At 43.2% G+C, this 25,505-nt stretch carries 22 protein-coding genes and 1 tRNA gene; 17 read left to right on the top strand and 6 right to left on the bottom strand.

Features of this window, described 5'->3' with window-relative positions; translation table 11 throughout:
- Positions 1–211 precede the first annotated feature (211 nt).
- The 4 genes from L0G63_RS02255 to L0G63_RS02240 all read left to right on the top strand — a co-directional run bounded on the left by L0G63_RS02255 (position 212) and on the right by L0G63_RS02240 (position 1,613).
- Complete coding sequence (locus tag L0G63_RS02255; protein ID WP_167337591.1) at positions 212–382, top strand: hypothetical protein; 171 nt, start codon at positions 212–214, stop codon at positions 380–382.
- 69 nt (positions 383–451) lie between these two features.
- Positions 452–697 carry a hypothetical protein gene (locus tag L0G63_RS02250; RefSeq protein WP_301449211.1) on the top strand — a complete coding sequence of 82 codons (246 nt, stop codon included), beginning with the start codon at positions 452–454 and terminating at the stop codon, positions 695–697.
- A 58-nt stretch (positions 698–755) separates the two neighbouring features.
- Complete coding sequence (locus L0G63_RS02245; RefSeq protein ID WP_301449210.1) at positions 756–1,121, top strand: hypothetical protein; 366 nt, start codon at positions 756–758, stop codon at positions 1,119–1,121.
- A 291-nt stretch (positions 1,122–1,412) separates the two neighbouring features.
- A complete protein-coding gene (locus tag L0G63_RS02240; RefSeq protein WP_301449209.1) occupies positions 1,413–1,613 on the top strand; it encodes a hypothetical protein in 201 nt (66 codons plus the stop codon).
- A 173-nt stretch (positions 1,614–1,786) separates the two neighbouring features.
- On the opposite strand, the gene L0G63_RS02235 is transcribed toward L0G63_RS02240, so the two are convergent.
- The gene (locus tag L0G63_RS02235) at positions 1,787–2,437 is read right to left on the bottom strand and encodes a tRNA-(ms[2]io[6]A)-hydroxylase (protein WP_301449212.1); all 651 of its coding nucleotides are present in this window, start codon (positions 2,435–2,437) and stop codon (positions 1,787–1,789) included.
- A gap of 767 nt (positions 2,438–3,204) precedes the next feature.
- Between L0G63_RS02235 and L0G63_RS02230 the strand changes: the two genes are divergently transcribed.
- The 11 genes from L0G63_RS02230 to L0G63_RS02180 all read left to right on the top strand — a co-directional run bounded on the left by L0G63_RS02230 (position 3,205) and on the right by L0G63_RS02180 (position 17,280).
- Entirely contained in the window at positions 3,205–5,403 is a 2,199-nt protein-coding gene (locus L0G63_RS02230) for a malate synthase G (protein ID WP_301449208.1), read from the top strand.
- Between the two features lie 610 nt (positions 5,404–6,013).
- The gene (locus L0G63_RS02225) at positions 6,014–7,051 is read left to right on the top strand and encodes a porin (RefSeq protein WP_301449207.1); all 1,038 of its coding nucleotides are present in this window, start codon (positions 6,014–6,016) and stop codon (positions 7,049–7,051) included.
- 186 nt (positions 7,052–7,237) lie between these two features.
- Positions 7,238–8,869: a CTP synthase gene (locus L0G63_RS02220; protein ID WP_301449206.1), complete on the top strand. Its 1,632-nt coding sequence runs from the start codon at positions 7,238–7,240 to the stop codon at positions 8,867–8,869.
- Between the two features lie 223 nt (positions 8,870–9,092).
- On the top strand, positions 9,093–9,968 hold the full coding sequence (kdsA, locus tag L0G63_RS02215; RefSeq protein ID WP_301449205.1) for a 3-deoxy-8-phosphooctulonate synthase: 876 nt from the start codon (positions 9,093–9,095) through the stop codon (positions 9,966–9,968).
- A 27-nt stretch (positions 9,969–9,995) separates the two neighbouring features.
- A complete protein-coding gene (locus tag L0G63_RS02210; protein ID WP_301449204.1) occupies positions 9,996–10,259 on the top strand; it encodes a heavy-metal-associated domain-containing protein in 264 nt (87 codons plus the stop codon).
- A gap of 227 nt (positions 10,260–10,486) precedes the next feature.
- A complete protein-coding gene (locus tag L0G63_RS02205) occupies positions 10,487–10,711 on the top strand; it encodes a heavy-metal-associated domain-containing protein (RefSeq protein ID WP_301449203.1) in 225 nt (74 codons plus the stop codon).
- 348 nt (positions 10,712–11,059) lie between these two features.
- Positions 11,060–13,426 (top strand): cation-translocating P-type ATPase, encoded by a 2,367-nt coding sequence (locus L0G63_RS02200; protein WP_301449202.1) that lies wholly within the window; start codon positions 11,060–11,062, stop codon positions 13,424–13,426.
- A 313-nt stretch (positions 13,427–13,739) separates the two neighbouring features.
- Complete coding sequence (gene eno, locus L0G63_RS02195) at positions 13,740–15,056, top strand: phosphopyruvate hydratase (protein WP_301449201.1); 1,317 nt, start codon at positions 13,740–13,742, stop codon at positions 15,054–15,056.
- Positions 15,057–15,213: 157 nt separating this feature from the next.
- Positions 15,214–15,522, top strand: a complete 309-nt coding sequence (locus L0G63_RS02190) for a septum formation initiator family protein (RefSeq protein WP_301449200.1) — start codon at positions 15,214–15,216, stop codon at positions 15,520–15,522.
- 113 nt (positions 15,523–15,635) lie between these two features.
- A complete protein-coding gene (gene ispD, locus L0G63_RS02185) occupies positions 15,636–16,382 on the top strand; it encodes a 2-C-methyl-D-erythritol 4-phosphate cytidylyltransferase (protein ID WP_301449199.1) in 747 nt (248 codons plus the stop codon).
- Between the two features lie 289 nt (positions 16,383–16,671).
- The gene (locus tag L0G63_RS02180) at positions 16,672–17,280 is read left to right on the top strand and encodes a BLUF domain-containing protein (RefSeq protein ID WP_301449198.1); all 609 of its coding nucleotides are present in this window, start codon (positions 16,672–16,674) and stop codon (positions 17,278–17,280) included.
- Between the two features lie 218 nt (positions 17,281–17,498).
- On the opposite strand, the gene L0G63_RS02175 is transcribed toward L0G63_RS02180, so the two are convergent.
- The 3 genes from L0G63_RS02175 to pyrC all read right to left on the bottom strand — a co-directional run bounded on the left by L0G63_RS02175 (position 17,499) and on the right by pyrC (position 20,126).
- A tRNA-Glu gene (locus L0G63_RS02175) sits at positions 17,499–17,574 on the bottom strand.
- A gap of 529 nt (positions 17,575–18,103) precedes the next feature.
- A complete protein-coding gene (rnt, locus tag L0G63_RS02170; RefSeq protein WP_301449197.1) occupies positions 18,104–18,883 on the bottom strand; it encodes a ribonuclease T in 780 nt (259 codons plus the stop codon).
- 172 nt (positions 18,884–19,055) lie between these two features.
- Positions 19,056–20,126, bottom strand: coding sequence for a dihydroorotase (pyrC, locus tag L0G63_RS02165; RefSeq protein ID WP_301449196.1), 1,071 nt, complete (start codon positions 20,124–20,126; stop codon positions 19,056–19,058).
- A 291-nt stretch (positions 20,127–20,417) separates the two neighbouring features.
- On the opposite strand from pyrC, the gene L0G63_RS02160 reads away from it, so the two are divergent.
- Positions 20,418–21,656 carry an argininosuccinate synthase gene (locus L0G63_RS02160; protein ID WP_201508967.1) on the top strand — a complete coding sequence of 413 codons (1,239 nt, stop codon included), beginning with the start codon at positions 20,418–20,420 and terminating at the stop codon, positions 21,654–21,656.
- Between the two features lie 145 nt (positions 21,657–21,801).
- Here the strand turns inward: L0G63_RS02160 and L0G63_RS02155 are convergent, their stop codons facing one another.
- Positions 21,802–23,070 carry a hypothetical protein gene (locus tag L0G63_RS02155; RefSeq protein WP_301449195.1) on the bottom strand — a complete coding sequence of 423 codons (1,269 nt, stop codon included), beginning with the start codon at positions 23,068–23,070 and terminating at the stop codon, positions 21,802–21,804.
- Between the two features lie 141 nt (positions 23,071–23,211).
- On the opposite strand from L0G63_RS02155, the gene L0G63_RS02150 reads away from it, so the two are divergent.
- Positions 23,212–23,727 (top strand): L,D-transpeptidase, encoded by a 516-nt coding sequence (locus L0G63_RS02150; protein ID WP_301449194.1) that lies wholly within the window; start codon positions 23,212–23,214, stop codon positions 23,725–23,727.
- Positions 23,728–23,813: 86 nt separating this feature from the next.
- Here the strand turns inward: L0G63_RS02150 and L0G63_RS02145 are convergent, their stop codons facing one another.
- Complete coding sequence (locus L0G63_RS02145) at positions 23,814–25,394, bottom strand: CYTH and CHAD domain-containing protein (protein WP_301449193.1); 1,581 nt, start codon at positions 25,392–25,394, stop codon at positions 23,814–23,816.
- Between the last annotated feature and the right edge of the window lie 111 nt (positions 25,395–25,505).

Below are 25,505 nucleotides of genomic sequence, written 5' to 3'. Positions count from 1 at the left end.
CAATTTTAGCGATCAGCAGTGCCTATTTGCGAATGTTCAACACGCCCTAATATCAATTCTGGTGCAGTTTATTATTTTTATCAAAAAACTCATCACTCATCTATCTAAAAGTAACTGAACAAAAGCAACTGACTAAAAGTGGCTGAGTACATAATGATGCCGCACCGTAGAAACTCTAAATTCAGTCAACAATAAAAATAGGAAATACATCATGAGTACGACGAACAATGATACCTCAGACATCAAAAAAGCAGCAGAGCAAGCAAACGGTCAAGAGATTGAGAAAAATCTAGAAGACAACAAAAAAGTCGATGCGCCTGAATCACTAAGTGAAGAAGAGCAAACAGCGTTCATTGAGGATGATCTACGCACTGACAAATAAGAGTGTGTTTGCAGCATCCGTCCAAAGCACTAATCAGATAACGATAATAAATAATGCGAGGGAGACGCCATGACCATGCCAGAAAAAAACAACACTGAAGAAAAATTCCTTGTAGAGGATCCAGCCGTTACGACGCAAGAAAATCCTCAAGGCAGCTACGAAGGCCGTAAGTATGAGCCGAAGATAGATGGCCCTGAACAAGACTCACAAGAAACTGATGAGATATATGCTGATCCGCGAAAAGAAGAAAATCTACCTGCTGGTGGCAAAAACGTATCGGATCTAAATGCTCATGATCTGAGTCGAGACGACTAACAACTGATAAGCACAATATGTTATCCATACAAACAATAATTATAATGAGGACAAAACAATGGAAACCAGAGATCCTGCTTTAAGTAAAACTCGAATCGCAGAAACGAACACGCATGAAACGTTAGACAGTGCTAGTGCTCAAACGGTGAAAAACCATGAGGAGCTCGAAGAAAACGTCAATGAAAATAAAGGTACCGACACTTTTAAAGAGGGTGTAGTAGAGTCTGAGCACGTCAATGATGATGACAATCCTGCTCGACAGCCCGACCGCCGCGATCAACCAGGTAATGGCTTTGATGATAATATCAATGACAGCACTGTCAAAAGCGAAGCGCCAGATAGCGAAAAGATCAACAGTATGAATCGTTACGCCAATATTGATAATGCTCAAACACGCACTTTGAACCCTGATGACAAAGATTGAATTTATTGAAAGACAGATTCAATAGATCGAAAGATATAGGGCAAAAAATAGTCGCTATTAAATTATCGGTGGTGTGTTAAAAAGTATGCTGATTAAAATTTGAACAATTTTTGAAGCCTTGAAAGCCCTATAGAATCAGATAACTTAGCATAGATCTTTTATTGACTTTTATCGCCAGCATACTTTTTAGAACACCACCAAATTATCATTTCTTGTAAATTATCATTTCTTGCTTTCACTGTCTTAGGCGATATTTCGTAAAGCAGAAAACAAGAACAATAGGGGATACCAATGGATAAGCCACAAGATGAACATGTCACTGATGAATATAGCCTAAAAGATGCAGATGACAACAACGGTATCGTACCAGACGATGCATTACAAAAGGTAAATCCAGCAGCGGCAGATGAAGCGGCAGGTGATCATGATCCGCATCATGTTGCAAAAAGTGACAAGCAGTACGACAGCTCTTTAATGGAAAATGATAAGTAATACTATTTATATATAAGTATCTCTGATCGATAAAAGTAACGCTGATCGTCAGAAAATAATCAGCATAAATAAAGAGGCATTACCGTTGTTCGGGTTATATTCGAACAATGGTAGTGCCTTTTTTGTGTCTATAACCTATAGATTTCAAAGTACAAACGAATGATATCTGTCTATTAAGCAGGCGTACCACTATGAAAACGCAACTCCGCATCAGGACTGTCTATCAACTCAGCTTCTACCTCTTTAAAAAACGCGACACGCTCATCGATATCGTCATCTGACAATGATTGGGCAAGCGCCAGATAGTCCTCAAAATGGCGGCTCTCTGACTTTAGTAGATAGCGATAGTATTTTGCTAAACGCGCATCATCAATGACTTCCGCCAACGCTGCAAAACGCTCACAAGAGCGCGCTTCAATGAACGCCCCAATGATCAGTACATCGACCATCGCTGCTGGCTCATAAGTACGTTTATGTTTCAACATGCCCTTGGCATAGCGACCTGCACTCAAATACTTCCAGTCCTGGCCGCGCTCATTCATGATGCCAAGTACCTGTTCGTAATGTAGCATCTCCTCACGTATGAGCTGTGCCAATTTACGTTGCAAATCATAAGAGAACTCATACCGAAATATCAAATTCATCGCAGTGCCTGCGGCTTTTTTTTCGCAATTAGCATGATCCTGAATGATAAGTGGTAGGTTCTCTATAGCCGTATCGACCCACGCCTGCGTCGTGCGCGCACCCAAAAAATGATAAATAGGGGATAGGTCTACCTTTATAGGTGTGCGCAGGTGAGTGATATCGACGCTATCGTCTGCCATATCATTGTCCTCGGTGAGATGCTCCTGTGGGGAGGCAGCGTCTTTTTGGAGACTGTCATGGTAAGTAGTATCCGCTGATGGATTGGAAGTCAAGGTTTGTGGCTGATTTATCGTCATAGTCTAAAGGGGCTTTGTCATAAATGAGAGTGTAAAGAGTCAAATCACTGATAGCCAAACTACCGTTGTTTTTACCATAATTGGCTAGCGTTGATGGGTTCTGAATAAATATGCTGAATAATAGTCTAATACGATTATATGGTCATGTTTTTTTGACACTATAGGTCATTACAAGGTCGCTTTGACTGAGCATTCATTTGTGTCCAATCAAAATCTATCGTCTCTAAAGCTTACCCGCTGTACGGTATCATTATAGTACAACCTAAACATTTATTTAATAAATGGTTCTGCCTTGTTTATTTCATTATTTGATAGTAGGATGACATTTTGCGCTTTGTAAGCTGTATTCTATTATTGACGGATACTCGATAGGAAATATGAAACAGTATACCAATTACACTTTCCGTATCAAAACAAACGATGGATAAAGTCCTTTGAAAATACTCGAGAATTTTTGCTACGATGTTGAGAGAGTTTTCAGTCAAGTGCGACTTAATAGTATTAGATATTGGTAGTATTAGATATTGTATATTGCCATAAATGCCAATTATACTTTTAGTTATGAATAATTGTTAATTTAAAATTAACGTTGAATAATAGTTATAGCAAGTTAATATTAATATACCTCACAAGTAGATAAGGATAACAACATGGGCCAGTCTTCTAACACCAATCGCGTTCAAAAAGGCATTCTCGCCATTGACCAACAGTTATATGATTTTATTGAAAATGAGGTGCTACCGAAAGTTGGTGTTGATTCAGACAATTATTGGTCAGGTTTTGAAAAGGTTATTAAAGAATTCACGCCACGTAATAAGGCATTGCTTGCAACGCGAGATAAGATACAAGCACAGATTGATGAGTGGCACCTACAACATCCTGCAAAAAATGGCGAAATAGATTATCCAGCTTATAAAGCGTTTTTGAAGGAAATTGGTTATCTGTTGCCAGAAGGTGATGATTTTGCTGTTAGCACAGCAAACGTTGATGAAGAGATTGCGCATATTGCAGGGCCGCAGCTGGTGGTGCCAGTACGCAATGCTCGTTATGCATTAAATGCGACTAATGCACGTTGGGGCAGTCTATATGATGCCTTATATGGTACGGATGTCATCAGTGATGAGAATGGGCAGGAGGCAAGTGGTAGCTATAACCCTACTCGCGGTGCTGCGGTTGTGGCTTATGCCAAAGCTTTTTTAGATGAGCATTTTGCGCTTACATCAGGTTCATACAATGATGTGACAGGATTTAAAATTGTCGATGGCAACCTTGAAGTGGTACAAGGCGATAGCAGTACGCAGTTAAAAGACCCCAGTAAGTTCGTTGGTTTTGTTGGTAATACGGAGTCGCCAACAGGTATTTTATTAAAAAATAACGGACTACATGCTGAGATTCAAATAGATGCCGATCATCCAGTTGGCAAAGACGATCCAGCAAATATCAAAGATGTCTTGCTTGAGTCAGCTATGACAGCGATTCAAGATGGTGAAGACTCAGTAGCTGCCGTAGATGCAGAAGAAAAAGTTGAAGTCTACCGCAATTGGCTTGGCTTGATGAATAGCGATCTACAAGAGACCTTTGAAAAAGGTGGCAAAACCCGTACTCGCAAACAAAACCCAGATCGTGAATATAATACACCTGATGGCGGTAAGCTGATTTTACCTGGTCGTTCGCTACTCTTGATTCGTAATGTTGGCCATCTCATGCAGAACCCTGCAATTTTGGTTGATTTAGGCGATGGTCAAGAGCAAATCTTTGAGGGCTTAATGGATGGCTTAATTACGCCATTACTGACGTTGAATGATATTAAAGGCAAGAACGCGCTATCAAACTCACGCCAAGGCTCTATGTACATCGTCAAACCAAAAATGCATGGCCCTGAAGAGGTCAAGATGGCCAATGATTTGTTCAACGCCTCAGAGGACTTATTGGGGTTAGCGCGTAATACAATCAAAATCGGTATTATGGATGAAGAGCGCCGTACCACAGTCAATCTGAAAGAAGCGATTCGCCAAGCAAAAGAGCGTGTTATCTTCATTAATACAGGTTTCTTAGATCGTACGGGTGATGAGATGCATACCAGCATGAATGCCGGTCCGTTCGTGCCAAAAGGTGAAATGAAATCGCAAGCATGGCTACCTGCGTATGAGCAGTGGAACGTTGATATCGGTCTAGAGACTGGTCTGCAAGGTCATGCTCAGATTGGTAAAGGTATGTGGGCAAAACCTGATGAGATGAAAGAGATGATGGATACAAAAGCCGCTCATCCGAAATCTGGTGCCAGTACGGCTTGGGTGCCCTCACCAACAGGTGCTACATTGCATAGCATACACTATCATCAAGTCAACGTGGCCGATGTGCAAGACACCCTAAAATCACGCGAACGTGCGAGTTTGGACGATATTTTAACCATCCCTTTAGCAAAAGATACCAATTGGACAGAAGAAGAGAAGCAGCAAGAGCTTGAGAACAACGCTCAAGGTATTTTAGGGTATGTGGTACGCTGGGTGAATCAAGGGGTTGGCTGCTCCAAAGTTCCTGATATTAATGATGTGGGCTTGATGGAAGATCGCGCCACTTTGCGTATCTCAAGCCAACACATTGCCAACTGGTTACATCATGATGTGGTAAGCGAGCAGCAAGTGATGGACACAATGAAACGTATGGCAAAAGTCGTCGACGAGCAAAATGCAGGCGATAGTGATTACCAGCCAATGGCAGATAACTTTGATAACTCTTACGCTTTTAAAGCTGCCTGTGATTTGGTCTTTAAAGGACGCGCGCAACCTAGCGGCTATACTGAACCATTGTTGCATCAAGCACGACTCGATCTAAAAGCCAATGCTTAGAGAAGCCAGCTTAGCAATGGGTATTTTAGCGTATGCTGAAGCCTAAGGTGTAGTATCTAATCTTGCTCGTTTGTGACGCTAAATATGTCATAAATACGCCGATCGATTCTTCATAAGCGCTATTTATTTATCAATGGGTAGCGCTATTTCTTGGGCAATTATTTTATCTTTATTAAAAAATTTTAATACTATAAGTAATGATATTAATCAAAAAAAGCGCTATCTGCTTGAGTAGATATCGCTTTTTTTTGTAGCTATCTGGATTTTATAGGTGACTTGTTATTTGATACTGGGGTATCGAAAAAGCAAAAAAACATGTTGCAAATTATGTCAAAGTTGTTATGCTTGTACTCGAAGTATGAGTTTGGTAACGGATGTTACGCAGCAGAAGGATAAAGACCAACGTTTACATGGCAGTTACTTTTTTTGATGCTGGTTATGTAAGTCATGGTTTTTTCATCTTACTGTAATAAAACTTCGCCACACTTGTTTCTGACTAATCTCGGTAGCCAGTTACACATTATATCTTTGAGGATTTGTGACGATACCAATATGGGCGCCAGCTAATAATAGCTTGCTCATTACTACAATTGTAAAGTGGAGATACCCCATGAAAAAACTACTTTTAGCTACAGCCGTTGCTGCTCTATCTGTTTCTGCAGCCAATGCCGCTCCTACCTTATATGGTAAAGCGTTTGTTACTGCTGATTATGTAAATGCCGAAGTTGATTACCCAAATGGTGATGCTCGTGCAGACAGAGAGTCTGACTCAGTACAGATCAACTCCAACTCTTCACGTATCGGTATCAAAGGCTCTGAAGCCATGACTGCGAATACTGACGTTATCTATCAGCTAGAGTATGGTACTCGTGTTGACGGTGATAGCGATGGTTTCACTAACCGTGATACATATCTTGGTGTAGTTAACAAGAATTTTGGTGAATTCCGTGCTGGTAAAAACCAATCTACTTTAGATAAAATCAACAACGTAGTCGTTAACGATGGTTATTGGGATAACCTAGGTGGCAACAAACTTGAAGATAACGAAAACTATGGTGGTTTGAATATGGCTGATAGTAGCCGTATCAACAGCTCAGTTATTTGGATGTCTCCAAAATACAACAACCTACCATTACAACTTTCTGTCATGTATAGTGCTGACGAAAGCTTTGTGGAATCAAGCAAAGATCGTGATAGTGGCTTTGGTGCTGCTTTGATGTTTGATCAAGGTACTGGTTTCACTGCTGGTGTAGCGTACGATAAAGACCAAAATATTGCTGGTGATATCATCCGCGGTACAGCAACTGTTGATCTAGGCAAATATATGGCTTATCCAGTAACGCTAGGTGCGCTATATCAGCAAGCTGACTTTGACTACTCTTCTGAAGATGAAAAAGGCTTCATCCTTAGTGCAAACATGGGGCTAACCAACTTTGCTCGTCCAGCATCGGTATATGTTCAGTACAACAATACTGAAAGCCTAAATGGTATGGAAAATTCTGATTCAGATCAGATCGTTGTTGGTGGTAAATACTACTATCAAGATAATATGATTGTACATGCTTATGCTGGTAATAACTCAGCTGACCTTGGCAATACTGATGCTGACGTACTAGCTATTGGTGGCGGTCTAGAATATTTATTCTAATCTAACCATTAGAATATAAATAAAAAACTCATCCTTCGGGGTGGGTTTTTTTGTTGTATGTATTATTTGTGACAAAAGTCTACCGCTGAGGTAGAAAACAAGAGTTTCAGACAGTTTGCATTTTTGCCCTATATTTTATGGCGTATTTTTAGTAAAATCCTTCTTTACCAATTGTTGATGAGTACTATGACCAAGTTTATATTTGTGACCGGTGGGGTAGTGTCCTCACTAGGAAAAGGTATCACCGCCGCTTCTCTTGCTGCGGTCTTAGAAGCGCGTGGCGTGACTGTCACGATGACCAAGATGGATCCGTATGTCAACGTCGATCCAGGTACGATGAGCCCATTTCAGCATGGTGAGGTGTTTGTCACCGAAGATGGCGCAGAGACGGATTTGGATTTGGGCTATTATGAGCGCTTCTTACGCCACTCTAAGATGAGTAAGAGCAACAACTTTACCAGCGGTCGTATCTATCAAAACGTGCTAAACAAAGAGCGCCGCGGTGAGTATCTGGGCGGTACTGTACAGGTCATCCCGCACATCACTGATGAAATAAAAAGTAAGATTCTTGCCAGTGGCGAAGGCTATGATATCGCAATTATCGAGATTGGCGGTACGGTTGGTGACATTGAATCACTTCCATTTATGGAAGCGGTACGTCAGATGCAAGTAGAGCTGGGGCGCAATCGTGCCATGCTGATGCATCTTACTTTAGTACCTTATATTGCCAGTGCTGGTGAGACCAAAACCAAGCCGACACAGCACTCTGTAAAAGAGCTACGCTCAATCGGTCTACAGCCTGACATCTTAATCTGCCGCTCTGACCATCATATCTCGCAAGATAACCGTCGCAAGATTGCGCTATTCACCAATGTAGAAGAGCGTGCCGTTATCATGTGTGAAGATGCACAAAGTATCTACCAGATCCCGCGCACGCTACATGAGCAAGACCTTGATGACCTCATCTGTGAGCGTTTCGGTCTTGATGTGCCCGAAGCAGATCTTAGCGATTGGGATAAAGTAGTTGAAGCACAGCTCAACCCTCAAGGGGTAGTGACTGTTGCGATGGTTGGCAAATACGTTGAGCTACCAGATGCTTATAAATCGATCAACGAAGCATTGCTACACGCAGGTATCACGCATAAAGTCGATGTCAAAATCGACTACATCGATGCTGAGCGTTTAGAAGATGACGACACTCTACTAGCGCAGCTAAAAGATGCCAATGCTATTTTAGTACCAGGTGGTTTTGGTGAGCGCGGTACGATGGGTAAAATAAAAGCCATCACTTATGCTCGTGAAAATAATGTGCCGTATCTAGGTATTTGTCTTGGTATGCAGCTTGCGGTGATTGAGTATGCGCGTAATGTACTTAATATCAATGCCAACTCTTCTGAGTTTGATCGTAAGACAGCTGAGCCTATCATTGGGCTTATCACCGAATGGTTAGATGAGCGCGGCGAGTTACAGATTCGCAGTGATGACTCAGATCTTGGTGGCACGATGCGTCTAGGCGCACAGCAAGCAGAGCTGGTTTCTGGTAGCAAGCTAAGCCAGATTTATGGTGCTAACAATATCACTGAGCGCCATCGCCATCGCTACGAGATGAACAACCGTTATATTGAGCCATTAGAGCAAGCGGGTATGACGATCTCTGGTTATTCTGCCAAACAGCACTTGGTAGAGTCCGTTGAGATCAGCGAGCATCCCTGGTTTGTTGCGGTACAGTTCCATCCAGAGTTCACTAGCTCACCACGTAGTGGTCATCCACTGTTCAACAGCTTTGTAAAAGCGGCAAAAAATCATAGCGAAACATAGTAATCACTAAAGCATTTGTTGTTATGTGAGAGCATGATGTTTGCTAAAAAGACTGATCTTCGGATCGGTCTTTTTTTTGGCTTAATTTTGAACAATGCGAATAGTTGCTCAATGATTATCGATATTGATGCTATCTAATTACGCTTGCATACTTTTTTTCATCAAGCTATCCGTTACAATATGGGATAGACATATTCATAACAAAATAAGAGGTAATGGCTAAATGGAAAACCTATTAACGGCGCAATCACACATTGCACTTAACACGCCTAATAATAAGACGATCAACATTGGTAACGACCAACCCTCTGTATTATTTGGTGGGATGAACGTCTTAGAATCTAAAGAGTTGGCGTTTGAGATTGCTGAGCAATACGTTGAGATATGTGAGCGCTTGGGTATCGGCTATGTGTTTAAAGCGAGTTTTGATAAAGCCAACCGCTCAAGCTTGCATTCATACCGAGGGCCGGGACTTGAGCAAGGTATCGACTGGCTTGGGCAAATCAAAGAAAAATTCCAAGTACCCATCATTACCGATGTGCATGAACCACATCAGGCCGCGCCAGTGGCTGAGGTTGCGGATATCATTCAGCTACCAGCGTTTTTGTCACGTCAGACGGATTTAGTCCATGCAATGGCAAAAACAGATGCCATTATTAATATCAAAAAAGCGCAGTTCTTAGCGCCTCATGAGATGCGTCATATCGTCAATAAGTGTCTAGAAGGCGGTAATGATAAGCTGATACTTTGTGAGCGTGGTAGCGCCTTTGGTTATAACAATCTCGTCGTCGATATGCTGGGTTTTGATACCATGAAGCAGATGGACATCCCGGTATTCTTTGATGTCACCCATAGTCTACAGCAGCCAGGTGCGCGCAGTGACAGCGCAGGCGGACGCCGTGAACAGATTACAACCCTTGCACGTGCTGGTATGGCGACAGGATTGGCAGGGCTTTTCTTAGAGGCGCACCCAAATCCAGAGACAGCAAAATGTGATGGACCATGTGCACTAAGAACCAGTCAGTTAGAGCCATTTTTGCGTCAACTTAAGCAGATTGATGATCTGGTCAAAGGCTTTGAGACATTAGATACTCATTGATATTACAAATGATAAGAGGGTGATGCAATGGCGATTCAAACCGCACAAGTCAGTATAGAAAATATCAACGATGAAGCTGGTCTAGATAGTGTGATGACCGCGCTTAAGAATATCTCAGGCGTGACTGCGATAGATCTAGACCCTTTGCATGATGTTGCAACGATAAGATATGATGATACGGATACCAGTATCCATGCTTTGACGGCGGCAATTAGCATGGTGGACTATGTGACACAGCCATTTCCTATTGATGCACCGCAAAATCCACGTCATCACGACCAAGATGTATAGATGGTCTTGATGCTAAGCGCATGAGTAGTCATATTTACGTTTTTATTAATAAATTATCCACTCATTAATAAAGTTGCAACCAAAGTGTCTTGCTGTCGCAGCTGATAGCGCTTATGCTTGTTGAGTGACGACTTGATAGTTTATAAAAGATACGTATTTTTCAAAAAATAAGTATTAAAAAATAGCGATCAAGGGTATTAATCATTAATAAAAATAAGGAGCCAACCATGGCAAGCCAAACACGTATTATTCAAATTGAAGGCATGACTTGCAGCGGCTGTGTGGCAAGTGTCCATACTGCTACTGCCGACATTGACGGTTTAGATACGATCACCGTGGATTTAGCTGATAATTTAGCAACGATCACCTTTGATGATAGCAAAACCAGTGCAGAAGCGATTGCTTCGGCCATTGATGAGGCTGGATTTGAGGCGACTGTCGCTAATTCATAAATGTCGTCATCTGTCTGCAAAACCAGCTACCATGTTATTACTGGCATGTTAGCTGGTTTTTTCATGGCTAAAAAATATCAATGTCAGTCATATCTGCGGCTCTTCTCGTTTGTTATTTTTCACCAAATGTCAAATGCTTACTTGAAGGGATAATAATTGTGACCATTTAAAAAACAATCCTTGAGTATGATGTGAGGCAGCTCTCTATCAGCGTTGAATACGCTAAGCGTGATTTCTGCCTTAATCTTTACAGTATTTTATGTACGTACTTTATTTGAATTTTTTGTCAATCCACTGATATTTTATGATGGCGTCTGTGACTGTATTGGCGCTATAACGAGTTTTTTTATGAATGAAACCACCCATACCTCTAATGATGAATCTTACGATGTCGAGACTGATGTGCAGTCAGACACGTCTCTTGCGCCGCAGCGCGCCCATCTTCAACTCGCAATCGATGGCATGACATGTCAGGCGTGTGCCTCACGAATTGAGAAGGTACTGAATAAAAAACCTTCGGTGTATGACGTGAGTGTCAACTTTGCTGGTGAGACTGCCAATGTTGACTACGATCCAACGCAAACGACGCCAGAACAAGTCACAGAATGGGTAAACAAGACGGGTTTTGTTGCCAATCTACAGGCCAGCGACAGTTTATTTGCAAAAACAGATGAAGAGACAGCGACTCAGTATCCGTGGCGATTGATTGGACTATGGCTATGCTTGGCGCCATTTTTGGTGGGCATGGCAGGTATGTTGGTGGGTGCTGGGATGGCGGGGATGCCGCCCATTTGGATTCAGTTTATTTTAGCGACGATTGTACAGTTTGGTTTTGCGTTACCATTTTATAAGAGCGCATGGGCATCCATCAAAGGTGGTCTTGCCAATATGGATGTGCTGGTGGTGATTGGTACGGTGACGATATGGGCCTATTCGACTTATCTGTGGCTCACTCATGGCGATGGCACTTTGAGTAGTCTCTTGCAAAGTGGACACGCGGGCGGACACATCGCCAGTAATGGCCCTGCGGTATATTTTGAAGCAGGGGTGATGGTTATTGCGTTTGTTCGGACAGGTAAATACTTGGAGGAACGTACCAAAAAACACAGTTTAAACAGTATCGATTTACTGTTGTCATTGACGCCAGATGAAGTCGAGCAGCAGCAACCAAATGGCGATTTTCATTCTATTGCACTGTCTGATGTGCAAATAGGGGACATCTTGCGGGCCAAGCAAGGCAGCCGTGTCGCGACTGATGGCATCGTTATAGAAGGTAGCGGCTGGTGCGTGGAGAGCCACCTAACAGGTGAGTCAATTGCCCTTAAAAAAGAAGCGGGCGATACTTTACTGGCTGGGGCTTTAGTAGAAAATGGTAGCTTGCTCTATCGCGTCAGTGCCAAGGGTAGTGATACCAAGCTGGGCGATATGGTACAAGCCTTGAGTGAGGCACAAGGCTCAAAAGCTAACTTGGCAAGATTGGCGGATAGAGTGACTGCTTTGTTTGTGCCAATCGTGGTCACTATTGCGTTGGTTACTTTTGGCCTAACATGGTGGCTGACTGGTATGGTCGATACGGCCTTAATGCATGCCGTATCAGTATTGGTCATTGCATGTCCTTGTGCCCTTGGTTTGGCCACGCCAGCAGCTATCATGGCGGGTATGGGGGTTGCGGCGCGTCATGGCGTGTGGTTCAAAGACGCGCAAAGTCTCGAGGCGGCAGGGAATATTGACACGGTGGTGCTCGATAAGACAGGCACGCTGACCATTGGCAGACCCACTATCGTTGATCATGTCATGATGGATAAGTCGATCGCTGTTAATGATGTCTTGCAGATCGCCGCCAGTGTCGAAGCACATGCCAGTCATCCATTAGCAACTGCTTTGACCAACGCGGCTAAAGAGCGTCAGCTGTCTTTGTTCGATGTGACTGATATCAGTGTGATAAAAGGATCTGGTATACAGGCAAACATCGAAGGACTTGGACGAGTAAACGTCGGGACGGCTGAATTTGCTAATATGACGTTACCTAAGCTGATGCCAAAAGTATGGCAAATTGCCAGTACCGTTGCCATTAGTATCAATGATGAGCCACTAGGCGCATTTGCCTTAGCAGATGACTTGAAAGCGGATACCCCGCAAGCAATCACTGCGCTACAAAATGCGGGTATTAATGTGATCTTGATGAGTGGTGATAAGCAGTCGGTCGTCGATCATGTGGCAGGGCAGCTGGGTATTGAAAAAGCTTACGGCAAAATGAGTCCACGCGATAAGGCCAGTCAAATTGCACGGCTGCAAACTGCTGGTCATAAGGTGGCGATGGCAGGAGACGGGGTCAATGATGCGCCAGCGATGGCCACTGCCGATGCCAGCTTTGCAATGTTTGAAGGAACAGATGTCGCGCAGCACAGCGCTTCTGCCCGTCTAATGGGCGAGTCGCTCATGCATATTGATGCGGCGCAAAAAATCGCGCAAGCAACGCTACGCAATATTAAACAAAATCTGTTTTTTGCTTTCATTTATAACTGCCTTGGTATCCCGCTTGCCGCTTTGGGGTTCTTAAATCCGATGATTGCAGCAGCAGCGATGGCACTCAGCTCCATCTCAGTTTTGATGAATGCATTACGCTTGACACGGTTTAAGACAGAGGTTGCGCTTGAGAATACGGTATCTACTATGGATAAGAAAAGCAGTTTGGTAAAATCATCACTGAAATAGTCGCTCTGATATGTCATAGACACAGACAATCGCGCTGCACTAGACGCCGCTAACCCTGATTATATTTATGAGTGCAAGTGAGTGTAAGATAAAGGAAGTTTGGTAAAATATATGCTATGATGCCAAGCACTATAGCCTAGCATTAACCCAATTAATAAACCGTCTATCGTGTGCAAGCATAGCCACATGGCAGTAAGGATTGAAGGGGTTTTAGGTATATGAGCTATACGATATTTTGCTTTATCTTTTTTGTATGCTAGCTGCCGTTATTTATCTCACAAACTTGGCATGACCAAAGGAATTAACAGACATTATGTACGCTGAAGAAACCAACAACGTCACCGCAATTAAAGACATTCGCGCTCGTGAAATTTTAGACTCGCGCGGCAACCCAACTATCGAAGCTGATGTGATCTTAGCTGATGGCACTGTCGGCCGTGCTGCGGCGCCAAGTGGCGCATCCACAGGCTCACGTGAAGCGCTTGAGTTACGTGATGGCGACAAGTCTCGCTATATGGGTAAAGGCGTCAAAAAAGCCGTCTCTAACGTCAATAGTCAGATTCGCAGTGCTTTGATCGACAAAGATGTGACTGAGCAGCAAGGTATCGATGATGCCATGATTGCGCTAGATGGTACAGAAAATAAAGAAAGCTTGGGTGCCAATGCAATGCTTGCGGTGTCACTTGCCACTGCAAAAGCTGCTGCCAAGTCACAAAACCTGCCACTGCATCAGTATATTGCTAACTTGCGTAATCAGACGTCATTGACCATGCCTGTACCAATGATGAACATCTTGAATGGTGGTGAGCACGCGGACAATACCGTTGATATTCAAGAGTTTATGATTGAGCCAGTTGGCTTTACCAGTTTTTCAGAAGCGCTACGTGCAGGTACTGAGATTTTCCATAGCTTGAAGTCTGTATTGAAGTCACACGGCCTAAATACTGCTGTGGGTGATGAAGGGGGTTTTGCACCGAATTTGCGTAGCAACGAAGAAGCCATCACCGTCATCATGCAAGCGATTGAACAAGTTGGCTACAAAGCTGGTGAAGATATTCATCTTGCACTAGATTGTGCGGCTAGTGAATTTTACAAGAACGGTCAATACGTCTTGGCAGGCGAAGGCAACAAAGCTTTCGATAGCCAAGGGTTCTCAGACTATCTCGTTGGGCTCACGCGTCAGTATCCTATTATCTCTATTGAAGATGGTCTTGATGAGTCAGATTGGGATGGTTGGAAGTATCTGACTGAGCAGATTGGCGATAAAGTTCAGTTGGTCGGTGACGATCTATTTGTGACCAATCCTGCGATCTTGCAAGAAGGCATTGATAAGCATATTGCCAATGCTATCTTGATTAAATTCAATCAAATTGGTACCTTGTCAGAGACGCTAGATGCGATTTATATGGCGAAGAAAAACGGCTATGCCACGATTATCTCACATCGTTCAGGTGAGACTGAGGACAGCACCATTGCAGATTTAGCAGTCGGTACCGCTGCCGGTCAGATCAAAACAGGCTCACTATGTCGCTCAGACCGCGTTGCTAAGTACAACCAATTGCTACGTATCGAGCAGCAAGTGCGTGCAAGCTATCGTGGCCGCGAAGAGTTTATCGGTCTACGCGGTTAAGAGGTCAGCTCGATTTTTTGATGGGCTTTTTGTATCAAAAAAATTAAGCTTCTAAGCTGAAATAATCAAAACTGGGCGATATATCATTGGTTATATATCGCCTCATCAGTCCAAAACCCCCATACTATTTTCTTATATCGTTTGGCGTTATCCTCTTATGAAATATTTTAGCCAATTTATACTACTTGCTTTAGCTGTTGCCGTCTTGTTAGGACTGCAATATCAGTATTGGTTGGGTGAAAATGGTCGGTTTGAGCACAATAAGTTGACGGCTCAAATTGAGGAGCAGCAGCGATTGAATGACAATCAAGTTGCCGCAAATCATCTATTACGTACCGATGTTCAAGACCTTAAAACGGGGCTTGAGGCGGTCGAAGAGCATGCTCGTTTAGATTTGGGCTTAATCAAGCCAAATGAGACCTTTGTCCAAGTATCTACCGCACCAACCACCCACAGTCGTTATTAGCTGTTACGGCGCGATACCAGCTCTCCTCATTTACCATAGCATTATTCGCTATTTCTAGCTTTTATCATCTCGTTTTACCTATACTGTCATGGCCTAACCATGAGTACCACATTATGAATACATCCCCCAATATCCATGCCATGATTGTTGCAGCTGGTCGCGGCAGTCGTTTTGGTGCCTCGATTGCCAAACAGTACATAATGCTACAAGAGCAGACGTTACTGCAGCATAGTGTGGCACGGCTCGGTCTTAGTAATTATATCGATGAATGTCTATTGGTCGTAGCGGCTGATGACAGCACCGCACGAGAGCTAACGTTTGAGCTACCTATACGTTACACAGTTGGCGGGGCAGAGCGCTGGCAATCAGTTCAAGCAGGAGTAGAGGCAATCAGTCAGTCAGGTGCCAAGGAGTCAGATCTGGTGCTGATTCACGACGCAGCACGCCCTGCCGTGCCGAGTTTAGATATTAACCAAGTGATTGAAGCAGCGATGCAGGAGCCTTATGGCGCCATACTAGCAGCACCAGTGGCGGATACGCTAAAAACTTCCTATCAGCAACCTGCATCGACAGAGCAAGGACAGCAGATTCCTTATACACTCATCCCTTATATAAAAGGTACAGTTGATCGCAGTAATATGTGGCAAGCACAAACCCCGCAAGTCTTTCGCTTGGGTGAGCTAAAACGAGTCTTAAGTTACGTCGCTGAGCAGCAGATCGCTATTACAGATGAGGCCAGTGCTTTTGAGCAGTTAGCATTGCCAATTCGCCTCGTGCCTGGTAGCCGACAGAATATCAAACTCACTTATCCTGATGATGCCATCGTCCTAGCAGCAATATTGACTGCTCAATCATTATGATGTTCAAATCCACTTATTGAATGAACCTCTATTTGTATCAGATAGCAGATATAAATAGCTCTCTTGGCCATATATTTTTGTATACAAGCAGGCTCAATTTTCAATAAGAGGTTGATTTGATGACCAATCTAGCCTATGATGTAACTAACTTAATACAATTAATATAAAAACTTATAAAATCAACAATATATCAGAGAAAAACATGACGCTTAGTTATGTTGTCTCTATATTTTTCTGAAGTTAGTATGATTGTTTTAGCGATATTTACCCAGTCATAGGGAGAAGCTGATTGTCAACAATCAATGATTCGACAAATCCAGTAACAACAGATCTCTGCCAGCTTGTATATATAAGCCGGATCACCTCTACTGGTCTTTCAAGCCCTAGCACGCTTAATGATATCTCAGAGACTGCCGTAGAACGTAACCATGCCGATGACATCACCGGCATTCTTTGCTATGGCAATGGTTATTTTTTTCAGTGCGTGGAAGGTTCAGAGCAAGCACTCACCAATCTAAAAAATCGCTTGTTGATCGATGACCGACATAAAGAATTGGAAATCTTAGATTTTTCAGAGATTACAGAGCGCCGTTTTGTCAGTTGGTCATTACGCTCCATTACCCTTGAGCGCTGGATGACTAAAGACCCTGAGCTCAAACCATTAATGCCATTCAAGCCTTATACATGGAAGTCTGATCAGTGGAGAAAATTCTTGGATATCCTACAAGACTATTACGAGAAACAAAATAGAACAGGCGAGGTCGATACCTCTCCTATCAAATATAGTACGCTAGGAGTGGCGCTAAGTAAGGTTGTGGGTCAACATCAAGCTTTCTTTTTGATTCAAACTGTATTGGGCTTGATGATAGCGGCTACTTTATTATGGTTAATGCTGTAATCGCTAAAGACATATCGTAGTAAGCACAATTTAATCTAGGATACATTTGAAAAAAGCCAGCATCTATTGCTGGCTTTTTTGAATAAATAATTTGAGGACTAAGCAATAGGCATAAAAAAAGCCCCTTCATAACAAATTATGAAGGGGCTTTTTGGTGGTGTACTTATTAGTCTAACCTTAAGCCTTGGCAAAAGTGCTAATAAGTGACGCCAAAATAGTGGCGTCCCCAGGGGGATTCGAACCCCCGTTACCGCCGTGAAAGGGCGGTGTCCTAGGCCTCTAGACGATGGGGACTAGTAACAACACTTCAACTGCTTTCACCATTTATGCTGAAGTGGTGCGTATTTTAATAGCGTCTGCGTTTCCTGTCAAGCCTTTTTCTACGTCTTTTTAAAATTAAATATCTTTTTTTGATAGCGCGGCGAGGATGTAAGTCTTTGCGCTTCAAATGATGCCGAATCCATAGGGAAGTACATGTACTAATAGTCAACGCGAGCAGCATATAGCCGAGGATGGTTCCCCATAATTTAAGGTGTGGATCCATAATAAAGTCCCTCCTATTAGGTCCTGATAATACTCGCTATCAAGACAGAGTGAGCAACTTAAACCATCTATAGGATATATTTGCATCGCTCAGAAGCGATTTCTTATTATAGATCAGACTGTACATCCAAAAATATGACAGTGATTATCATAAAAATAGAGCCACCTGTTCACTGATAATATCAACTATATCCCTATTGAGTTTCAAATCAAGATGTCAAAGTCATCAAGTATTACAAATAGCACTATTATGTATGATTGGCAATATATGATATGTGACTTATTGACTATCGCTATTGGTAGGCTCTTCTGTAGTTTCTTCATTATTCATGGTAGTGGCTAGCATAGGATAATGGTTGAGTATGTGACAAAACAGCTCAGCTGTTTTTTGAGTGTCATACAGTGCTGAGTGTGCATTTTTGCCATCAAACTCAAGCCCTGCTGCCTTGCAAGCGCGCGCCAATACAGTCTGACCAAATGCTAGCGCTGACAAAGTGACGGTGTCAAATACTGAGAAGTTATGAAACGGATTGTGGTTCTTACTATTGGTTCGTAGCACAGCTGCATTGAGAAAGGCCAAATCGAAATGCGCGTTGTGCCCAATCAGTACACATTGACGACATTCTGTCTCACGGCGCACGTCTTTTAAACCTTTAAAAATACGACGGAGCGCGGTTTTTTCGTCTTCAGCAATGGCCTTGCGCATTGGATTGTTAGGGTCTATACCAGTAAAGGCTAAGGCGCTTGGCTCTAAATTCGCCCCTTCAAACGGTTCAATATGCGCATTGAGCGAATCACCTGGATAAAAGACACCCTGATCATCAAGTAGTATAGGAATGCAGGCGATTTCTAATAGCGCATCAGTTTGAGAGTTAAAACCCGCTGTTTCGACATCGACTACCACTGGTAAAAATTTGCGAAATCGATCTTTTAGGCTGATGGGGCCTTGCTCATCGCTTAACTTGTCTTCAGTAGCTGTATTTGGAGTCACACTAAGATGGGCATCCGTAGGCGTTGATAAATCTGCGTCAGGTAAGGCGGTTGTATTTTGAGTGGTCATATCACGTTAAATCACTTTTATCAGTCGTACAGGTATATTGAGTGGTAAGGTTATCATTTTATGACATCAATAACGCCTTTGTACTAAAAAGGATTCGTACAAAGGCGTCATAGTAAAAATAATAAGTCGCTTTGGGTGTGCGGCGTTTTGGAAACGCTAAGCTCTGGGCATGCTATACCTTAAGAGACCAAGGCAGCGTCTCGCCCGCCATTAATGGCGTTAATGAGGTATTATCAAAATAAGGATATTCAGTCGGAACTTGCATCGGTGTATTGACAAGGGTAATGGTGTCTTCGTTTAAAGGAAGACCATAAAATTGAGCACCAAAACGGCTAGCAAAACCCTCTAATTTGTCTATTTTGCCCACACTATCAAAGGCAGTCGCATAAAGCGGTAAGGCGGTAGCTGAGCTGTAGCAGCCAGCACAGCCACAAGCGGCTTCTTTTTTGTGCGTGGCATGGGGTGCAGAGTCGGTGCCTAAGAAGAACTTTGGATTACCACTGGTGGCAACATCCAATAGTACTTTTTGATGGCTTTCACGCTTTAAGATAGGTAAGCAATAAAAATGCGGTTTGATACCGCCAACCAGTAAGTGATTGCGGTTAAACATCAAATGCTGCGGCGTGATGGTAGCGGCAACATGATTGCCTTGAGACAATACAAAATCTGCTGCATCACTGGTTGTAATATGTTCGACGACGATTTTTAGGGTTGGGAACTTGATGATGATTTGTGCCAACACTTCATCTAAAAAGCGTTTTTCGCGATCAAAGATATCTACATGATCTTGTGTCACCTCACCATGTATCAGCAGCGGTAGGTTATGTTTTTCTAATGCTTCAAAAACATCCACACAAGCGTTGATATTGGTCACGCCATCTGCAGAGTTGGTGGTCGCTCCAGCAGGATAGAGTTTGACCGCTTGTACGATACCTGATTGTGCTGCTAACTCAATATCTTGAGCGGTGGTATTGTCCGTTAAGTATAACGTCATACGCGGATCAAAAGCGGACTTGCGCTCAAGACTCAAATCACTAGCCGCAAGCGTCTCCATAATACGAGCGCGATAGGCATGAGCATCATGGACGTTTTTGACGGGAGGCACCAGATTTGGCATACAGATCACACGGTTGAAGCTACCTGCGGCGTGCGGCACAGTGGTGCTCAAAGCTTGATCGTCGCGCAAATGAATATGCCAATCATCTGGCTGAAGGATGGTCAACTCTCTAATCGAATCAGTCATAGTGTCAAAGCGCTCAATATCGTCAAATAAAGAAAAAAATGGGTAATAGTGTACGGCTATCATAACAGATTTGCCCAGTTGACTAAATATAAGGCGAAATATCTGTACATAATTCATTGAGTATTATTTAACCCTTTTTAAGATTTAAGCCAAAAGCACACGCCTTATGGCAGTTAGACTTTTGCCTATAGTAAATATGATGTACACTGAGCAGATAATTGTATTTCAATTTGCTTTTAATCTAATCGTCGCGTATTTACCAAAACTATATTCTCATGACAGGAGTTTTTCATGGCTCAACTTGATCCAAAAAATATTAATAAAATCGTATTGGCATACTCAGGTGGTCTTGATACCTCAATCATCGCTAAATGGCTGCAAGAAACCTATGATGCGGAAGTGATCACCTTTACCGCTGATATCGGTCAAGGCGAAGAAGTTGAGCCAGCAAGAGCCAAAGCTCAAGCAATGGGCATCAAGCACATCCATATCGAAGATTTGCGCGAAGAGTTTGCCCGTGATTACGTATTCCCTATGTTCCGTGCCAATGCCATTTATGAAGGTGAGTATTTACTCGGTACGTCTATCGCCCGTCCACTAATCGCTAAGCGTTTGGTTGAGATTGCTAAAGAACATAATGCCGATGCCATCAGTCATGGCGCGACTGGTAAAGGTAATGACCAAGTTCGTTTTGAGCTGGGTGCGGTTGCATTGTCACCAGACGTGGTAACGATTGCTCCTTGGCGTGAGTGGGATTTATCAAGTCGCGAAAGCTTGATGCAATATGCCGAAGAGCATGATATCGCAATCGATTATGCAGGCAATAAGAAAAAATCTCCTTATTCAATGGATGCCAACTTGCTACATATCTCTTATGAAGGTGGCGTTTTAGAAGAGCCGTACACTGAAGCAGAAGAAGACATGTGGCGCTGGTCTGTCAGCCCAGAAGACGCGCCTGATGAAGCGCAATATCTAGAACTAGAATACAAGAAAGGGGACATCGTTGCTATCGATGGCGAAGCGCTAAAGCCTTATGAAGTCATGATTAAGCTGAATGAAATTGGCGGTAAACATGGTATCGGTCGTTTAGATATCGTTGAAAACCGTTATGTCGGTATGAAGTCACGTGGTTGCTACGAGACGCCAGCTGGCACGATTATGCTGAAAGCGCATCGCGGTATCGAGTCTCTAACGCTTGATCGCGAAGCCGCCCATCTAAAAGATGAGCTCATGCCACGCTATGCAAAAATCATCTACAATGGCTATTGGTTCAGCCCTGAGCGTATGATGCTACAGGCATTGATTGACAAATCACAAGAGTACGTCAACGGTACCGTACGTGTAAAATTATACAAAGGTGCTGTGAGCGTCGTCGGTCGTAAGTCAGATGATTCGTTATTTGACGAAAAAATTGCAACTTTCGAAGATGATGCAGGTGCTTACGATCAAAAAGACGCAGAAGGTTTTATCCGTCTAAATGGTCTGCGTTTAGCTATCGAAGCTAGCCGTGGTCGCGATTTGTCTAAATAAGCATTTCGATTGTACTTAGTTAATTAAGTATTTAGTTCAATAGCAATAAAAAAGAGGCCTATATAAATAGCGCCTCTTTTTTTATGGCTGATGCGTTTCTATCAAGCCTCTGTTTTGAACAACTCTTTATTAACTGCACATGTCTTTATTGAGCTTGTGCCGTATCAGACTCTTCATCGTCCACTCTCACAATAGCGACATCTTGTTGCTGCCGCTCATCAGCGATATCTTGTGCTAATATTTCTTCGGTGGCGAGCACAACGCCATCAGACTTTTGCGATTGATATTTGAGCGTAGCGAGCGCCCCTAGTACACCGATGACAAGTATAATAATAAGAATGACAGGGTTTTTCCAAAGAGGCGTGGAAGCGTCATATTCTATCGGCTTTTCGCTCGTTGTCGTTGGTGTATTATCATTGTTGCCACCAATCAGCCCTAAGCTTACTAAAGGCGGCTTTGGCGGAGTGGTCGGTTCAGAATTGATACGCAGACGGTTTCTGCTGAGATAGATGTCAGAGATTTTTGCCAACTGCAGTAACCAGCGCTGATGCGGTAAGGCAATAGCATGCATCTCTTCAAATACCAACATATCGTTATGACGACCCTGCGGCAAGTTATCAGGTGAGCGTCCAATCGCTTTTAGATAGTTGCCCGTTGCCAGCTGCATGTCTTGTACAGGAACATGGTCTTCAGGTTCGAAGCCAGTCACCTCGTACCAGTAATCATCAAAAGGCGGTGGAGTGCGTAATTGCTTTGCATTCGATAATAAAGACTGAATAGAGCATTCTGTCTCGTTTTCGCTCGGCTCTGTCAGTGTGCCAGATTTGTTCTCAGTATTTACTGTTTCGTTCTCAATGCTTGCTGGTATAGAGGTAGGTAAGGTTTGTGCCTGATCTTCAAAGCGTGCAGCAGATAAAAACTGTGGCTGCAAAGCAAACCATTTATTCAACTCGTCCCCATCGAGCTGACTGTAATCTGCCAAAATAGCCAACTCACGAAGGGCAATTACACACAAAGAGGTGAGTAATATTTGAGCTTGTTGTGTTGTTGCGTCAATTTTTTCAGCGATATGATCACTGACTTTTATGACACGAGCGCTGCTATTAAAAACAGCATCCGCTGCATCATGTCGATGATATAGTGTTGTATTCAGGGTGGCAAAATTCATGGAGTTATATTGTCGTAACTCTTTGACCGCTGCCCGCCCAAAAAGTCTCTTACTCAGGGCTGCTCCTTGATGCTGCTGCTGGTAGGCGAGAAGGGCGCTGATAATCGCCTGCAAGCTGGCATCCATCGCAAGCCGCGCTTGTGGTAATGAAAGCTGTGCGGCATCTGCCAAAAGCGATAGGATAGGCTGGGTATCATGATATAAGAAGTCATACATCGACACACGTGTCGGTGAAATAGTCGTCATAATCTGCTAGCATCAAAAAGTGTGCCTCTATATTACGGTGCCAAAAGCATTGACACAATCCCTTGATAATAGAAATTTCTAATCGATTTTACTAAAAATAGTGATAGTAATACGATAAATGACTGATAGCTGGAAGCATTTATGACCAACAATACCCCCTTGAACAAGCATCTTGTGATTAACATCGCTAAGCAAACCTTAACCCTCTATGAGCAGCAATCTCAAATCGCTGAATACCTTATATCTACTGCCAAGAACGGTATTGGAAGCCAGCAAGATAGCGGTTGTACGCCGCTTGGTCAGCATTGTATTGCAAAAAAAATAGGGGGTAGTGAGCCGATGAATACGGTGTTTGTCGGGCGTGTACCAACTGGTGAAATATATGATTCAGATCTTGGAGCACTACATCCTAATCGTGATTGGATATTGAGCCGGATTCTTTGGTTGCGTGGCCTTGAGAGCGGGCTGAATAAAGGGCGTAATCACCAAGGAGGCTGTGATACGTATGAGCGCTATATCTATATCCATGGTACGCCTGCGACTGAACCAATGGGGGTGCCGCTGTCACATGGCTGCGTACGTATGCGCAATGAAGATATCGTTGAGTTATTTGATCAAGTTGAGGAGGAGATGCCAGTTACGATCGTGGCTGATTAAACGAAATGACTTCATCAATAATAAAAAAGACAGCTCTGTAGACAGAAGCTGTCTTTTTGTAGCGTTATATTAGTCAGTAATACCCTTTACCAAAACGTAGCACTGTCTTTGAATTTGGCTAAGCGTGTTTCGATATAACTTGGATCGTCTGTGAGCATGGCTGCAAACCAGCCTGCACCGTATAGCGCATTGGTATCTGTCGCTGATTTTGACGCATAATACTGTTGATATTGGCTGTCTTCATGATGTTGCTCTAGGGCTGATTGCACTTTTATCAAGCGTTTTAGCCAGCGCTTGGTTTGCTTTTTGGCTTTTTTCTTACTGAGTAATGGCGCAGAAAACTCGCTGATGTAACGTAAATCTTTTAAATGAGAGAGAAGCTCATGATCAGGCTCATCATCATCGCTGAGATTTGACTCTACCTCATCGTCTGTAAAATCACCATCACTTATCTCATCACGTTTTTTATCAGTTTTAAGACATAGTTTGTAGTGCGTCGATAAGATCGTTTCTAGCTTATCGTAGGCAAGCTTGTCTGTTTGAGGTTCAATACTAGGGTCGCTCATGACAAAAGCAACTAGCTCTAATAAGGTGAGCTGAAAGTCGTTGGCTTGCAGCGTATTGATCGGTGTAATTTTTATGTTCTCGATATCTGTGGCCCAGTCAACAGCGGGCGCGCCAAATACTTGTAGCTCAGACTCGATATAGGTATTGATATGAGTGAGTTGGTAATAATTGCCAAGTAGGTTGGCCGTTTGTTTTAGTATCGGTAGCCAGTCAGGATTGATCTCGTCAGAAAAACTATCAAATGCTTTTAACGCAGCCTGCAAGCGCTCAAGACCAATGCTTACCTGCAAAACATGCTCATCATCAATGCTTCCAGCGACGATAGCGCTGCTATTTGGCAGTATCTGTAACAGACAGTTATGTACGGCTGCTCGTATAAAGGCGGGCAGGCTACTGTCTTTGTTTACCTCTAGTTGGCTTAGATCAACGCCAACCGCTGGGCTGTGGCTTTGTCCGTTGACAAGTAAGCCGCCATTTTCAGCTTTGGTTACGGTAGACAAGCAGAGCTTATAGCGTTTGCACCATGTTTTGGCTGTCGTAAATAGAAAACCTATATCGCCTGAGATCAACTCAAACTCTATTTCCTGAATGGTTTTTCGCTGAGTATCGTCAGTACCGTGAATGATTTCTCCGTGATCATAAGCCACTTCGATGCAGTTATCGTCTTCATCACTATTTTCTTCTATGAGCAGTCGTGTGGTGCGCTCTACGTCAGTGACGTACAGTCGGGTCAGTGTCTTTTGTAGTTTTTTGAGTTTAAAGTCAGCCAATGCAGAGGTGACTGGTGTGTCTTTGTATAGGGTCAAGTCGGGCACTAGCGCGTTATTATCGAGCATTTGCTGTACTTGGTCATTATCCAATACCGCATTGTGCTCTAAACGGGCTGCAATACCATCGCCGCCAGCTTTGATGGTTTGAACCCAATTCTCGCCTTCTTTACGAATACGCAATCCAATACCTGCCTGTGCAAGTAGCTGATCGGGGGTGTCGTAGTAGTGGGCAGCCAGTGGTGTCACTTGCGAGGATTTGACTTTTACTTGCCGCATCAACCCTTTTAGCCGTGATTCTGGCACCAAAAATTTTAGCTCTATCTCCTGCATATTGGCTCCTAATAATTCTGAATGATGGCTTTGATTAACGGTTTGTCTTGATAATTATTAGTCTACCATCCTCTGATTATTTAAACCGCAATAAAAAAGCCGCCCCACAGT

The organism is Psychrobacter sp. (assembly GCF_030454045.1).
Taxonomy (GTDB): domain Bacteria; phylum Pseudomonadota; class Gammaproteobacteria; order Pseudomonadales; family Moraxellaceae; genus Psychrobacter.
This window is presented reverse-complemented; position numbering and strand designations above follow the sequence as displayed.